The sequence below is a fragment of the Bradyrhizobium macuxiense genome, assembly GCF_001542415.1.
Lineage (GTDB): Bacteria > Pseudomonadota > Alphaproteobacteria > Rhizobiales > Xanthobacteraceae > Bradyrhizobium > Bradyrhizobium macuxiense.
In genome coordinates this window covers 31,015-46,161 of record NZ_LNCU01000097.1, presented here as the reverse complement: position 1 = coordinate 46,161, position 15,147 = coordinate 31,015, and the positions used below count along the sequence as shown (strand labels likewise).

General features: G+C 64.4%; 14 protein-coding genes. 3 read left to right on the top strand and 11 right to left on the bottom strand.

The window, feature by feature from the left end:
- The 7 genes from AS156_RS29060 to AS156_RS29030 form a co-directional block, all read right to left on the bottom strand.
- A partial coding sequence (locus AS156_RS29060) for an energy transducer TonB (protein ID WP_245313112.1) occupies positions 1–582 on the bottom strand: 582 nt, incomplete at its 3' end.
- A gap of 16 nt (positions 583–598) precedes the next feature.
- Entirely contained in the window at positions 599–1,066 is a 468-nt protein-coding gene (gene exbD / locus AS156_RS29055) for a TonB system transport protein ExbD (protein ID WP_066511945.1), read from the bottom strand.
- Between the two features lie 3 nt (positions 1,067–1,069).
- A complete protein-coding gene (gene exbB, locus AS156_RS29050) occupies positions 1,070–2,128 on the bottom strand; it encodes a tonB-system energizer ExbB (protein WP_066511942.1) in 1,059 nt (352 codons plus the stop codon).
- 2 nt (positions 2,129–2,130) lie between these two features.
- Positions 2,131–2,820 (bottom strand): Fe2+-dependent dioxygenase, encoded by a 690-nt coding sequence (locus AS156_RS29045; protein WP_066511938.1) that lies wholly within the window; start codon positions 2,818–2,820, stop codon positions 2,131–2,133.
- Between the two features lie 21 nt (positions 2,821–2,841).
- Positions 2,842–5,421: a TonB-dependent receptor gene (locus AS156_RS29040; RefSeq protein ID WP_066511936.1), complete on the bottom strand. Its 2,580-nt coding sequence runs from the start codon at positions 5,419–5,421 to the stop codon at positions 2,842–2,844.
- Between the two features lie 237 nt (positions 5,422–5,658).
- Positions 5,659–5,898 (bottom strand): hypothetical protein, encoded by a 240-nt coding sequence (locus AS156_RS29035; RefSeq protein WP_066511934.1) that lies wholly within the window; start codon positions 5,896–5,898, stop codon positions 5,659–5,661.
- Positions 5,899–6,011: 113 nt separating this feature from the next.
- Positions 6,012–6,473, bottom strand: a complete 462-nt coding sequence (locus AS156_RS29030; RefSeq protein ID WP_066511933.1) for a MarR family winged helix-turn-helix transcriptional regulator — start codon at positions 6,471–6,473, stop codon at positions 6,012–6,014.
- Positions 6,474–6,656: 183 nt separating this feature from the next.
- Here AS156_RS29030 and AS156_RS29025 point away from each other — a divergent pair, with 183 nt between their 5' ends.
- The 3 genes from AS156_RS29025 to AS156_RS29015 all read left to right on the top strand — a co-directional run bounded on the left by AS156_RS29025 (position 6,657) and on the right by AS156_RS29015 (position 11,580).
- Complete coding sequence (locus tag AS156_RS29025; protein ID WP_066511930.1) at positions 6,657–7,826, top strand: efflux RND transporter periplasmic adaptor subunit; 1,170 nt, start codon at positions 6,657–6,659, stop codon at positions 7,824–7,826.
- Positions 7,823–10,969: a multidrug efflux RND transporter permease subunit gene (locus AS156_RS29020; protein WP_066511924.1), complete on the top strand. Its 3,147-nt coding sequence runs from the start codon at positions 7,823–7,825 to the stop codon at positions 10,967–10,969. The genes AS156_RS29025 and AS156_RS29020 overlap by 4 nt, the downstream gene beginning before the upstream one ends.
- Positions 10,970–11,055: 86 nt before the next feature.
- Positions 11,056–11,580 carry an invasion associated locus B family protein gene (locus AS156_RS29015; protein WP_066511954.1) on the top strand — a complete coding sequence of 175 codons (525 nt, stop codon included), beginning with the start codon at positions 11,056–11,058 and terminating at the stop codon, positions 11,578–11,580.
- 39 nt (positions 11,581–11,619) lie between these two features.
- Here the strand turns inward: AS156_RS29015 and AS156_RS29010 are convergent, their stop codons facing one another.
- Genes AS156_RS29010 through AS156_RS28995 form a run of 4 tightly spaced genes read right to left on the bottom strand, consistent with a single transcriptional unit; the run spans position 11,620 to position 14,942 of the window.
- Positions 11,620–12,336, bottom strand: coding sequence for an ABC transporter ATP-binding protein (locus AS156_RS29010; protein ID WP_066511919.1), 717 nt, complete (start codon positions 12,334–12,336; stop codon positions 11,620–11,622).
- The gene (locus tag AS156_RS29005) at positions 12,333–13,103 is read right to left on the bottom strand and encodes an ABC transporter ATP-binding protein (protein ID WP_066511916.1); all 771 of its coding nucleotides are present in this window, start codon (positions 13,101–13,103) and stop codon (positions 12,333–12,335) included. Before AS156_RS29005 ends, AS156_RS29010 begins: the two co-directional genes overlap by 4 nt.
- Entirely contained in the window at positions 13,093–14,079 is a 987-nt protein-coding gene (locus tag AS156_RS29000) for a branched-chain amino acid ABC transporter permease (RefSeq protein WP_066511913.1), read from the bottom strand. The genes AS156_RS29005 and AS156_RS29000 overlap by 11 nt, the downstream gene beginning before the upstream one ends.
- Positions 14,079–14,942 (bottom strand): branched-chain amino acid ABC transporter permease, encoded by an 864-nt coding sequence (locus AS156_RS28995; RefSeq protein ID WP_066511911.1) that lies wholly within the window; start codon positions 14,940–14,942, stop codon positions 14,079–14,081. Before AS156_RS28995 ends, AS156_RS29000 begins: the two co-directional genes overlap by 1 nt.
- Between the last annotated feature and the right edge of the window lie 205 nt (positions 14,943–15,147).

The window sequence follows — 15,147 nt, the reverse complement described above, 5'->3', positions numbered from 1 at the left end:
GGCGGACTTGAGCGCGCGATCGGCGGGATACTTCTTGTGCTTGTCGAGATGCGCCATCAGGAGCTTCTGCCAGGTCTCCCGCGCGCGTTTCAACGCGTTGCCGTTGCCGACCACCGGCGCCACCGAGCGCTGCGCTTCGGGCGCGGCCTCCACGGTCGGCATCGCGGTGGCCTCCTGCTGGACCGACTCCTGCGATGCGGCCGTCTGCACGGCAGCTACCTTCTGCTCTTCTTCGGTCGGCTTCTTGTTGTCGTTCTCGGTCACCACCCGATCGGCGTCGTCGGGCTCGGTCGGCGTTTCCTTCGGCAGATCGGTTTCCTTGACCTCGGCCTTTTGCTCCGCGACTTGCGGTGAGGCTACGGACGCATCCGCATCGGGACCGGCCGGCAGGTCGGTGACTTCGCGATTTGGCGCCGCCAGCTCGACCCCAACCTCGATGGCCGATACACCAGAGACGTCCTCGGCATCTTCCGCCTGCAGATTGGTCAGCGCGAGTGCGGCGCCGCCGACATGCAGCGCGACAGCGGCCACCGCGGCAGCCACCCACAGCGTCCGGGACGGCTTTTGTTCGAGATCGGACATCGGCGTCAGGCCTTCGTCATGGGTTCGGTGCCGGCGATGCGCCTTGCTGCGCCGCCGTATCCGGAACCCCTTCCAGCGCGACCAGTTTGACCTTGGAATAGCCGCCCTTACGCAGGAACTCCAGCACGTCCATCAGCTCGCCGTAGGGAACCGCCTTGTCGGCGCGCACGAAGATGTACTTGTCCTTGGTCATATCCGGGATGGCGTCGAGCGCATTCACCAGATCGACCCGCTTGACGAAGGTCTCGCCGATCGCCAGCGACAGGTCCGGCTTGATGCTGACATAGGTCGGCTTGTCCGGCTTCTTCGTCGGCGTCGCGGTGGAGGTCGGCAAGTCGATCGGCAGATCGACAGTCGAGAGCGGCGCCGCCACCATGAAGATGATCAGCAGGACCAGCATCACGTCGATGAACGGCGTGACGTTGATCTCGTGGGACTCAGCGAAATCGTCGTCGGTATCGTTCTCTGCGACCGAGAAAGCCATCGCCTACTCCGCCGCCGCAGCACGCCCGCCCTGCGGGATGCTGCCATGGGTGCGATCGAGATCGCGCGACAGCAGCCGTGCCGCGGCGCCCGAGGCGCGGCTGACCAGTTCGAGATAGCTCTTCGTCACGCGCGAGAAGTGGTTGTAGATGATGACCGCGGGGATCGCCGCGACGAGGCCGATCGCGGTGGCGAGCAGCGCTTCCGCGATACCCGGCGCCACCACGGCAAGGTTCGTGGTCTGCGACTTCGAGATGCCGATGAAGCTGTTCATGATGCCCCAGACCGTGCCGAACAGGCCGACGAAGGGCGAGGTTGCGCCGATGGTCGCGAGCAGGCCCATGCCGAGCCGGATGCGGCGGGCTTCGGCGCGGACGATCTCGGAGAAGCTCGAGGCGGCGCGTTCCTTGATGCCGCTGTCGCTCGAGATGCCGGCGGACAGCCGACCCTCGCGCATCGCGGCCGCGATGAAGGATGACAGCACGCTGCCCTTGGCGCCGAGCGCGAACTGCGCTTCCGCCAGCGAGCGCGATTCACTGATCTTGGCGAGTGCGCCGCGCAGCTTGCCCTGGGCCACAGTCAGCTCGATCATCTTGGCGATGAATACGGTCCAGGTGACCAGCGATGCGAAGGCGAGACCGATCATTACCGCCTTCACGATGATGTCGGCGTTCATGAACATGGTCCACGGCGACAATTCGTGCAGGCCGGTGACGGTCGCCTTCAATGATTTGCTCTCACCACCAGCAGGCGCGGCCGACGGCGCATCGGCCGCGGGTGATCCCGACGTCTGCGCCGGGGCCGCGGCAGGCGCCGCGGCGACAGCCGCCGGTGTCGGGGCCGCCTGGGCTTGCGGAGCCGCTGCGGCCGGCTGGGCCACCGGCGCGGGCTGCTGCACGGTCGGTGCGGGCTGTTGGGCCACCGGTGCCGCCTGAGACCTGGCCACGGGCGCGGCTTGCGCGGCGGGTGCTGCCTGCTGCTGCGCCGACGACGGCGCAGCCAGCATCAGCATCGCCAGCGAGGCGACCATGACGGATGCAGCACGGAACATGGATGTCTTCATAGTTACACTTCAGCCCAGTGGCGGATCAGGTTGTGATAAATGCCGGTCAATTTGACCGTTTCAGGGTCGTCGCGCCCCAGCCGTTCCACCAGGGCCTGGATCGCCGTATCGAGATCAAAGATCAGGCTGCGCGCGTGCGCATCCCGTACCATGCTCTGCAACCAGAAAAAAGACGCAACCCGCGTCCCCCTGGTGACCGGCGTGACCAGATGCAAGCTGGACGCAGGATAAAGCACGAGATCGCCTGCCGGTAGCTTGATTTCATGGGATCCGTAGAGGTCTTCGATGACGAGCTCGCCGCCGTCGTAATCTTCCGGCTCCGATAAAAACAGCGTGACTGACAGGTCGGTGCGGATCCGCATGCCCGTTAACATGTCCCCCCGCACCGCATTATCGACGTGCAGACCGAAATGGTGCCCGTCGCTGGCGGCATAGCGGTTGAACAAGGGTGGAAAGATTCTAAGCGGGATGGCCGCCGAGACGAAGCGCGGGCTCGCCGACAGCGCCGTCAGAATACGGTTGCCGAGCTGCCGCGCGACCTCGCTGTCGGGCGGCAATTGCTCGTTGCGTTTCACCAGCGCGGAGCTTGCTCCCGCCGTCGAGCGGCCGTCCTCCCAATCGCTTGCGTCCATGATGCGGCGGAAATCCGCCACATCGGCTTTGCTCAAAACATTGGGAACACAGACCAGCATCGCGAAGCTTTGATGCCTCCGTCAGTAGCGCGCTGAAACAACCAGATACGCGGCGCGTCCCGGCGCTTCCAGCACGAACGGTGTCGCGCTCTGGTAGAGCGCATCGTAGTAGCGCTTGTCGAAGATGTTGTTGACGAACAGCTTCACGGTCCAGTGCTTGTCGATCTTCGCTTCCGCAAAGGCGTCGAAGCGCCAGTAGCTCGGGAGCGACGTGCCTTGGTTCGCCGCAAGCAGCGTGCCGCCATAGATCTTCGAGCGATAGACCGCCTGCCCGCCGATTTCCCACATGTCGGTGAGCTGGTACTTCGAGAGCAAGCTGAACGATTGGTGCGCGATGTTGGCGAGCGGCAGCCCGACATTGGTCGGATAAAGCAGCGGCTGCGGCGACGGCGCATTCGACTTGGTCACCTGCGATTGCATCAGCACGAGGCCGCCGAACACGCTCCATTTGTCGGTGATCTTGCCGCCGACACCGAGATCGATGCCGCGGACCCAATAGGCGGCACCGGCGGTGATGCAGGACACGGAGCCTGTCGTCGGCGGATTGGTGACCGGATACGGACACGTCGCGGTGCCGGTCGTCGGCGTGACATTCTGCGCCTCGCGCGCATTCTCCTTGTTGGTCTGGAACAGCGCCGCCGTCACCAGCAGGTGACGATCGAACAGCTCCCACTTGGTGCCGACCTCGATCGCCTGGTTCTTTTCCGGCCCGAAGATCTGGTTGGAGCTGCCGTTGAGGACAGGCGAAAGACCGCCATACGCCGTGCTGGTGCCGTCGAATTCGGCGCCCACCGGGTTCGACGACGTCGCGTAAGCGGCGTAGACGCTGCCGTTCGGCGCAGGCTTCAAGGTCAGGCCGAGATTGAAGTTCGGCATGCCGAACTCGGCGCTCTGTGCGCCGAACGTCGTCGCGCCGGCGACAGTGCCGTATCCGCTGGTGTTGATGGTGTAGTCGTCGTAGCGGATGCCGCCGTTGAGGATGACGAGGTCGTTGTAATTGACGCTGTCGAGCAGATAGACGCTCTTGGTATCGATCGAGAGGTTGGTCGGCAGGCCCGCGAGCGTCGGCGTCGACGTGAACGGTGTGTACGTGTATTGCGGCGAAAACACGCTCACCCCGGAGATCGACCCGGCGCCGTTGAACGGCGTACCGGTCGTCAATTCCGAGCTCAGCCCGGTATATTTGTCGATATACGAGGTCTCGCGCGAGATCTCGACGCCGCCCACGGCCGTATGCTTGAAGCCGCCGGTATCGAATTTGTAGGTCGCCTCGCTCTGGTTGGCGAGCACGTCGGTGATCTGATAGCGGCTCTGCGGGTTCATCGTGATGGTCGAAGCCGAGAGCGGATTCGTGATGATCGGCGACTCCGCAATCGTCCCGATGTAGTTATTCATCGAGCGCGAGGCGCGGATCTTGTCGGTCAGGACGAGATCGGGCGTCACCTGGATTTCGCTGCTGACCGTTCCAATGTCCTGCTGGACCTTGAAGAAGTCGCGATTGACCAGGCCGTAGAAATTATTGGCGGGCGAACCGAATTGAGGGAACGGACCGCCGGCCGTGCTGGTGAAGATATTTCCGGGAGCCGGCGAACCCGGCCGGTAATAAGGAACGCCGAAATCCGGGATGCCGTGGAGCTCGGTGTGCACGTAATCGCCGGTGATCTTCACCGCGTCTAGCGGCGTCCACTTCGTCGCAACGAAGGCGCCGCTGCGATCGTCGGTGGTGTTGTCACGGCCGGCGACATTGGCGTCCTGGAACAGGCCGCCTGCACGCACGGCCAGTGTCGGGCTGATCACCTGATTGACGTCGAGCGTCACACGCTTGGTCTGGTCGGTGCCAAACGTGGTGTCCATGTTGTAGAAGCTCTTCTCCGTCGTGGCCTGCTTCGTCACGATGTTGATCGCGCCGCCCGTGGTGCCGCGGCCGGCGAAGGTCGAGCCGGGACCGCGCAGGATCTCGACCTGCTCGGTGAAGAAGTTCTCGCGGACGCTGACGCCGGGGTCGCGGACACCGTCGATGAAGATGTCGTTGCGCGCGTCGAAGCCGCGGATGAAGAAGCGATCGCCGAACGCATTGCCGCCCTCGCCGCTGCCGAGCGTCACGCCGGCCGTCGAGAGGATCGCCTGCTTCAGCGTGGTGGCGTTCTTGTCCTCGAGCACTTCCTTGGACAGCACCGTCACCGTCTTCGGCGTGTTGAGGATCGGCTCGGGAAATTTGCTCGACGACTGCAGATGGTCGACCTTGTAGGGCGCCGCGGCATCCGCGTAGGGGTCGCGGTCGGCGGCAAGACTGCCGGCGTTCGGGAACGGCACCGGCGCAACTTGCGCCTGCTGGTTGCGGCGCGTGGCCCGACGCAGCGCCGTGCGAGCGCGGACCTGATCCGGGGTCGGTCTGGAGCTGGCAGGACGCGGGCGAGCGACCGGGGCGTCGACCGTCACCGGCGGGAGATTGGTCTGCTGCGCTTCGGCACCCGAAAAGGATGCCACCGCGATCAGGCCCGCGACCGCGGAAACCTTCGTACCCGAATAGCCCGCGCTATTGTCGGCCAAGCCCATAGCCGCATCGAAGCGCAGCGACCTTGGCGCCCTTGCATTGCTCATTCCACACGTCCCCGAGAATAACGCTCGTCAGCGAAATCGAACTCCGACGAACTGTCTCTTTCGGTTACTGAGCGTGAATTTTCGGGTCAATGCGATCGCGGCAACAACGCGCTTGAATCGCCCCAATTCAAAGCGATTCTAATCTGCAGTCTGAAATCGTTCTAAGTTCAGTTTTTAAGCGTTCTAATAATCGTTCTAAAGAGATCGCATTGGAGGCATTGGATCGATGCGCCGCGATCAATCCTTGCTCGGAGGTTTCATCAGGGAAAACAGCTCGTCGACGGTCCGCTGCGCGACCTGCCGCACGCGCTCGGTATTGTCCATGCCGGCGATGTTGACGCCGTTGACGACGGCTTTGATCTCGTCGCGGAAGTCGGTGAGGAAGCGCAGAGGATCGCGCTGCTCGTTGGCGACGCGCGCGATCAACCCGGTGATCAGGATCTGGCACGCCATCATGCGCCCGTTCAATTCATCCATTGCGGCTCTCCCCGTCTCGCGCGATCGACGCGCGCATATGAACGACATCGCGCGGCGTTTCAACCGGTCCATCGGCCGACACGAACGAGTTGGTCGAGCAGCGCGGTGTTGCGCTATTTCGCGGCGATGCTGTCCGATCCCTCGCCGAGGGTCTTGATACGATCCTTGACCGAGCGGAGCGTGGCGAGCCCGCTTTTGACATGCGCATCCGACACGTCGCGCAGCACATCGCTTGCGATCGCATCGCGCAGGCTGTCGAGATCATCGACGAGCTGGCGTCCGCTCCTGGTCAGGAACAGGCGATTGGCGCGACGATCCCTGGGGTCGGGCCGCCGTTCGAGCAGGCCATGCTCGACGAGCCGATCGAGCAGCCGGACCAGCGAGATCGGTTGCAGTTCGAGCACGTCGGCGAGATCGACCTGCGAGAGCCCTTCCTGCTCACGCAGGCGGAAGAGCACGATCCATTGGGCGCGCGTGGTGCCTCGCGCCTTGGCGCGATGATCGATATAGTTGCGCAGCAGCCGCGAACTCTCGACGAGCTGAGCAATGAACTGGCGTTTGAGATCGTGCGACATAGCGGCGGTCCCCGGAGCGTTCCCAGACGAAGTGTTTCTTTTCGTTGCTGACCTAAACCTTTCCAAATGTTTAGGATTCTCAAGTCGTAGTGTGTTTACTCATTAAGTGCACGCATATTATATCCGCAAGCTCAGTGAACCGTTTCGATCACCCTTTATTGTTTCGTCAACCCAAGGGTCTGCATGTCCAAGTCACGTACCATCGGTTGGGTCCTGCTGATCGCGGCGGTCGGTGCTGCCGGCTATTTTGGCTGGCAGAAATACACGGATAACAAGCTGGCCGCCGAGGCCGCGCAGAAGCGCGCCGCGACCCGCCCCGCGGTTCCCGTCAAGATTGCGCCGGTCGAAAAGGCGGATTTCCCGGTCTATCTGACCGGCCTCGGCACCGTGCAGGCCTTCAACACCGTTCAAGTCCGCACCCGGATCGACGGCGAGATTACCAGGATCGCCTTCAAAGAAGGCCAGTTCGTCAAGGCGGGCGACACGCTGGTCGAGATCGATCCGCGACCATATCAGGCCTCGCTTGACCAGGCCAAGGCCAAGAAGGCGCAGGACCAGGCCAACCTCGCCAATGCCAATCTGGACCTGCAGCGCTACACCAGGCTCGGCGAATTCGCCACGCGCCAGCAGCTTGACACCCAGCGTTCGACCGTGGCCCAGCTCACCGCACAGATCGCCGCCGACGACGCCGCCATCTTCAACGCTCAGACGCAGGTCGATTACGCAACGGTGAAGTCGCCGATCGACGGGATCGTCGGGCTGCGACTGGTCGATCTCGGCAACATCGTCAATGCCTCGGCCCAGACCGCGATCGTGTCGATCACCCAGATCGAGCCGATCACGGTGATCTTCACTGCGCCGGAAGACCAGCTACCTGATATCAAGGACGCATTGGCGGTGGCGCCGCCGAAGGCCATTGCGCTGACGACCGACGGCAAGCGCGCCTTGTCGACGGGAACCCTGGCGCTGATCAACAACCAGGTTGACACCACCAGCGGGACTATTCGGCTCAAGGCGGTGTTCGACAACAAGGACCACGCACTGTGGCCGGGCCAATCGGTCTCGACCCGGCTCCTGGTCCGAACCTTGAAAGATGCAACGGTCGTCCCCGACGATGCAGTGCAACACGGCACCGATGGTCTCTATGCGTTTTCGGTGAACCACGACAACAAGGCCGAGCTCCGCAAGATCAAGGTCAGCCAGTCGATCGACGGCAAGTCGGTGATCGACGAAGGCCTGTCGCCAGGCCAGCAGGTGATCGTCGCAGGCCAGTACAAGGTGTCGCCGGGAACCGTGGTGACGACGGCGGTGGCGAGCTCGGACCAAGCCCAGTCGAAGGTTAAGGACGAATGAGCGACGGAATTTCCGCACCCTTCATTCGATTCCCCATCGGCACCTCGCTGCTGATGGCCGGCATCCTGTTTGTCGGCCTGGTGGCTTATCCGTTGCTGCCGGTGGCGCCGCTGCCCCAGGTCGACTTCCCGACCATCCAGATCACCGCGAGCTTGCCGGGCGCGAGCCCCGAGACGATGGCGACCTCGGTCGCCCAACCGCTGGAGCGCCAGTTCGCCCAGATCCCGGGCATCGCCCAGATGACCTCGACGAGCTATCTGGGCACCGCGTCGGTCACGATCCAGTTCGACCTCAACCGCAGCATCGACGGCGCCGCCAATGACGTGCAGGGCGCGATCAACGCGGCCAGCGGCCAACTGCCCAAGACCCTGCCCTCGCCGCCGACCTATCGCAAGGTGAACCCTGCGGACGCTCCGATCATGCTGCTGTCGGCGACCTCGGACACGCTGCCGCTGACCACGGTCAGTGACGCGGTCGATGCCCAGCTTGCCCAGCAGATCAGCCAGATTTCAGGCGTCGCGCAGGTGATCATCGGCGGGCAGCAGAAGCCGTCGGTCCGCGTCCAGATCGATCCGGCCAAGCTGGTCGCGAAGGGCCTGTCGCTTGAAGACGTCCGCACTGCGATCGCGAGCGCGACCGTCGACAGTCCCAAGGGCAACATCGACGGCGCCAGCCGCGCCTACACCATCTACGCCAACGACCAGTTGCTCACGGCCGAGCCCTGGAACGACGTCATCATCGCCTACCGCAATGGCGGGCCCCTGCGCGTCCGCGACATCGGTCAGGCGGTCAACGGGCCCGAGGACGCCAAACAGGCCGCCTGGGCCAACGGCAAACGCGGCGTCTTCCTGGTAATCTTCAAGCAGCCGGGCGCCAACGTCATCGACACCGTCGACAAGATCAAGGCGGCGCTGCCCAGGCTGGTCGCCGCGATTCCGCCGGCGATCAAGATCGACGTCATCAGCGACCGCACCACGACGATCCGCGCCGCGGTCGAGGACGTCCAATACACCCTGCTCCTGACCATCTTCCTGGTGGTCATGGTGATCTTCGTCTTCCTGCGCAGCTTCTGGGCGACCGTGATTCCCGCGGTGACGGTGCCACTTGCCCTGCTCGGCGCCTGCGCGCTGATGTGGATCTTCGGCTACACGCTCGACAACCTGTCGCTGATGGCGCTGACGATCGCGGTCGGCTTCGTGGTCGACGACGCCATCGTGATGCTGGAGAACATCAGCCGCTACATCGAGGACGGCGAAAGGCCGTTGGCCGCCGCCTTCAAGGGGTCGCGCGAAATCGGCTTCACCATCGTCTCGATCAGCATCTCGCTGGTCGCGGTGCTGATCCCGCTGCTGCTGATGGGCGGCATCATCGGCCGTCTGTTCCGCGAATTCGCGGTCGTGCTGGCGATGACGATCTTCGTCTCGATGCTCGTGTCGCTGACCTTGACCCCGATGATGGCGTCGCGCTTCCTGCGTGCCCACAGCGAGGAGCGGCACGGTCGGTTCTATCAGCTCAGCGAACGCGGTTTCGTCGCGATGCTGCGCGGCTATGAACGCGGGCTCAACCTCGCACTGCGTTGGAAGTTCACGACGCTGATGGTGTTCTTCGCAACGCTGGCGTTGTCGGTCTACCTGTTCGTCATCATCCCGAAAGGCTTCTTCCCGCAGCAGGACGTCGGCCTGATCACTGCGACCTCGGAAGCCAGCCAGGACATTTCCTTCGCAGACATGAAGCGAAAGCAGGAGGCGCTCGGCAAGATCATACTGCAAGATCCCGCCGTGGCGTCGGTGGCGATGGCGATCGGCGGTAGCGGCCGCGCCGGCAACAACGGCAACCTCTTCATCACCCTGAAGCCGCTGAAGGATCGCGACGCGAACGCTCAGCAGATCATCGCCCGGTTGCGGCCGAAGCTCGAAAAGGTCGAAGGCGCCCGGCTGTTCATGCAGGCCGCCCAGGACGTCCGCCTCGGCGGGCGCCCGACCCGTACCCAATTCGAATTCACGCTGCAGGACGCCAATCTCACCGAGTTGAACGAATGGGCGCCCAAGATCCTGGCCAAGATGCAGACGCTGCCCGAGCTGCGCGATGTCGCGACCGACCAGCAGACCAAAGGCACCACGCTCGAGCTGCAGATCAACCGCGACACCGCCTCGCGCTACGGCATCATGCCGCAATTGATCGACGACACGCTCTATGACGCCTTCGGCCAGCGTCAGGTGACGCAGTACTTCACCCAGCTCAACAGCTACCACGTCATCCTCGAGGTGCTGCCGGAGTTGCAGGGCGCGATCGACACGCTGAACAAGATCTACATCAAGTCGCCGCTGACCGGTGACCAGGTGCCGCTGTCGACCTTTGCGAAATGGACCAGCGTTCCGGTGCGGCCGCTCTCGATCAGCCACCAGGGCCAATTCCCGGCGATCACCATCTCGTTCAATCTGGCTCAGGGCGTCGCGCTCGGCCAGGCGACGGAAGCCGTGCAACGGGCGATGGTCGAGCTCGGCGCACCGCCGACTTTGAGCTCGAGCTTCCAGGGCACCGCGCAGGCATTCCAGCAGTCGCTGTCGACCGTGCCGCTGCTGATCCTGGCCGCGCTCGTCGTCGTCTACCTGATCCTCGGCATCCTCTACGAGAGCTACATCCACCCGATCACGATTCTGTCGACCCTGCCGTCGGCCGGCGTCGGCGCTCTGGCGATCCTGATGGCGGCCGGCTTCGACTTCTCGCTGATCGCGCTGATCGGCATCATCCTGCTGATCGGCATTGTGAAGAAGAACGGCATCATGATGGTCGACTTCGCGATCGCCGCCGAGCGCGACGAGCATCTGGAGCCGGTGGCCGCGATCCGCCAGGCCGCCCTGCTCCGCTTCCGTCCGATCATGATGACGACGATGGCCGCGCTGCTCGGCGGCGTGCCGCTGATGCTCGGGACCGGCACCGGCTCGGAAATCCGCCAGCCGCTCGGCTACGCCATGGTCGGCGGCCTGATCGTCAGTCAGGCGCTGACGCTGTTCACCACCCCCGTCGTCTATCTCTACCTCGACCGGCTCTCCAATGCGTTCGCGAACTGGGGCCGCTCGCAGCGGCCGGACCATGATGCGGACGACGGCGAGGATGGGTCGGTCAAGCAGGCTGCCGAATGACTTGACTTTGTCGCTTCAGCGGCACATCCGGAAGACGCTGATTTCGGAGTGGTGCCGTGAAGATTGTCGCAAAGTCGCTGCTGGTCCTGTTCACCGTGTTCGGCGTGGCCGGCTTCGGCCATGCCGAGACTCCCAGGGGCAAGGCCGCACCGGCTCCAGCACCCGCTCCCGCCGCCCCCCATGCCGACGCCGCGCCCGCCAACAATCCCGGCTGGGTCGCGCGCTGCACCAGCGCCAGCCGCGAGGCGCCGCTCGAATGCGCGATGGAACAGACGGCCGTTCTGAGCAAAACCGGCCAGCTCGTCGTGCTGGTCAATATCCGCGTACCCGGCGACACCCGCGTGCCCGTCGCGTTGATCCAGCTGCCGCTCGGGCTCAACCTGCCCGTCGGCGCCAAGCTGCAGGTCGACGAAGGCAAGGCCGTCGACGTGCCGATCCAGACCTGCGAGGCGCGCGGATGCTACGTCAACGCCCCGATCGCGGCCGATATCCTGTCCGCGCTGAAATCCGGCAAGCAGTTGAAGGTCTCGTTCCAGAACCTCTCCAAGGAAACGATCACCATCCCGATGCCGCTCTCGGACTTCGCCGCGGTGTACGAGAAGATCAAGTAGGTCGCACGCGGGAGTCGCCGGCGAAGCGAGTCCTCCGCTCTACGCCCCCAGATACACCCGCTGCACCTGCGGATCGTCGGCGAGCGCGGCGGCCGTCCCCGACAGCACGCTCTTGCCGACCTGCAGCACAGTCGCGAAGTCAGAAACTTCGAGCGCAAGCTCGATCGACTGTTCGGCGAGCAGGATGGTCAGCCCCTCGCGATGCAGGCGGCCGAAGGTCTCGTACATGGATTCGACCACTGCAGGCGCCAGGCCCAGCGACGGCTCGTCCAGCATCAGAATCTTTGGATCGCTCATCAGCGCGCGGCCGACCGCGAGCATCTGCCGCTCGCCGCCGGACATGGTGCCGGCGCGCTGGGTGCGGCGCTCTTTCAGGCGCGGGAAGATATCGTAGACCCGATCCAGCAATGTCCTCACGCGGCTCTTGTCGCGCAGCGGGGTCGCGCCAAGCAACAGATTGTTCTCGACGCTCTGCTGTACGAACAGCCGCCAGCCTTCCGGCGACAGCGCGAGCCCCTTGCGCACGATCGCGAATGCGCTCTGACCTGCAATCTCCTCGCCGGCAAAACGGATCGTTCCGGAATGCACTGGGATGAGGCCGGCGATCGCATTCAGCGTCGTCGTCTTGCCGCCGCCATTGGAGCCGAGCAGCGCGACCACGGTGCCCTGCGGCACCTCGAGCGAGACATCGGAGACGCCGATCAGGTCGCCGTAGCGCACCTCCAGGTGCTCGATCTTGAGCAGCGGACCGGTCATGTCGCGGGCCCACCCATCAGCTCGATCGGGGTGTGGCCGGCGGCGACCTTGGCGGCAGCACGAGTGCCGAGATAGGCGGCGATGACGGCGGGGTTGGACGTAACCTCCTGCGGCGTGCCGTGGGCGATCTCCCTGCCCTGATGAAACACCATGACGCGGCTCGCCAGCGACATGATCACTTCCATGATGTGCTCGACGATGACGAGCGTGATGCCGGAGCGATGGATGTCGCGGACGAGGTCGATCGCAAGCTGCACCTCGCGCTGGGTCAGTCCGGCCATCGCTTCGTCGAGCAGCAGGATCCTGGGTTCGGTCGCCAGCGCACGCGCGATCTCGAGCCGCTTGCGGCCGGGCGTGCCGAGCGAGCGTGCCGGCGCATCGGCCAGCCGCTCCATGCCGACCCGCGCCAGCACGGCGCGCGCTTTCGTTTCAGCCTCGGCGCGATGGGAGGTGCGCAGGAAGGCGCCGATCATGACGTTCTCGAGCACGGTCATGCCTTCGAAGGTCTGCGGCACCTGGAAGGTGCGTGCCAGCCCAAGCCGCGCCCTCGCCTCCGGCGGCCGGTTGGTGATGTCGTGCCCTTCGAGGAACACCTTACCCGCGGTCAGCGCGAGGTCGCCGGTCAGGCAGTTGAAGAAGGTGGATTTGCCGGCGCCGTTCGGGCCGATCAGGCCGAGGACGTCGCCCTGCTGCAGCGTCACGCTCGCGGCATCCACCGCCTTGAAGCTGCCGAACGCCTTGGTGATGTCGCGTGCTTCAAGAAGCATCGGCTGCTCCCTGCTTCGACTCTTGCTTCGTCTTGCGCTTGGCCCAGAGGCGGTTGATCAGCGCCAGGATGCCGCCAGGCTGGAAGCGCGCGATCAATACGATGATCGCGCCATACACCACGAAGGTCAGGCCGGCCCCCTTGCCGCCGAGCAGACTGTTGGAGATCTCCTCCAGCGGCACCAGGATCGCCGCCCCAACCAGCGGTCCGAACAAGAGCCCAGCGCCGCCGAGCGCGGCCATGATCAGGATCTTCACCGAGATCAGGAGGCCAAGCCCGGAGTCCGGATCGACGAAACCGAACATCATCGCGTAGAGCGCCCCGGCAACGCTGGTGAGGCCGGCGCTCAACATGTAGGCGTACAGCTTGGTGCGGCTGGCCGGCGCCCCGAGCGAGCGCGCCGCGCGCTCCGAATCCCTGATCGCGCGGAGATAGAATCCCATCCGGCTGTTGGTCATCCACCAGGTGATCGCAAGCGTGACCGCGAGCACGGCGAAGAACAGATAGTAATACGGCAGCGCCGAGATGAAGGAGAGATCGAACACGTTGCGCGGCACGGTCGGCCCGCTCAGGCCGACGGCGGCGCCGAGATAGTCGGTGTTGGTGACGATCAGCCGGGCCAGCTCGGCGACCGCGATCGTCGCCATGCTGAAATAATGCCCCGACAGCCGTAGCGTCGGCACGCCGATCACGGCGGCGATCGCGACGCTCGCGACCAGCCCGGCGGGAAGTCCGACCAGCGGCGACAACGCAAAATGCGTATACGCCCCCATCGCGGCATAGGCGCCGCAGCCGAAGAACACCACGTGCCCGACCGAAACCTGGCCGGCATAACCGCCGATGATATTCCAGGCGGATGCCGCGATCGCATACAGCAGCACCAGCGCGCCAAGCCTCTGCTGGAACGGCGTCGAGAACACCCAAGGGTAAGCCACGACCAGTACGATCGCGATTGCGAGCCAGAAGGTGCGGCGCATCACGTCTTGCCCATCAGACCCTGCGGCCTGAACCAGAGGAAGCCGAGGAACAGCGCGTACACCACCATGTCCTTGTAGACGGCGCCGATCAGATAGCCCGAGAGCGACTCGATCACGCCGATCAGGAGGCCCGCGATCAGCGCGCCCGGCACGCTGCCGAAACCGCCCAATGAGACGGTGACGAAGGCGACGATGCCGAGCGTCTCACCGACCGTCGGCACGACATAGAAGAAGGTCGCGATCAGCGCACCGGCAAGGCCGGTGGCGCCCGCCGCGATTGCCCAGGCGATCGCCTGCATGCTGTCGGGGCGAATGCCCATCAGCTGTGCGGCTGTCGAATCCTCGGCGACCGCGAGCATGCGCGACCCCAGCGTCGTGCGCGTCAGCAACAAATGCAGCCCGAACGTCACCAGGAGCGCGACGATGCCGGCGAGCAGCCGCGAGGCCTCGATGCGGATGCCGAACACATCGAAGGTGCCGCCGACCAGATCTCCCGGCAGCGACAGGAAATTGGCGCCGAACCACCAGAACACCGAATAGCGCAGCAACAGCGCCAGCCCGAAGGTGCCGAGGATCTGCGCCAGCATCGGCCCCTTCATCACATCGCGGATCAGGCCGAAATAGACCACGATGCCGAGCGTGGCGAGCACCAGCGTCGCCAGCGGTGCGCCGAGCAGCGGCCCGCCGCCGAGCAGCGTGTAGACAACATAGGCGACGTACATGCCGAGCATGACGAAATCGCCGTGGGCAAAATTGACCACGTTCATCATGCCCCACACCAGCGTCAGGCCGGAGGAGAACAACGCATAGACGGCCCCGAGCAGGAGGCCCCCTACGATCACCTGGACAAGAACAATGGACATGGATCAGGGCCCGATGCCTTGCGGTTGAATGATCTCGGCCGCGAGCCCTCCGACCACCTCTCCCATCGGGAGAGGTCGGCGCGCAGAGCCGGGTGAGGGGATCAGGTCTATCGATGGAGCGTAACCCCTCACCCGATTTGCAGGCGCAAATCGACCTCTCCCAATGGGAGAGGTGCTCGCCTGCGATGCGGCACCAATTTTGGCT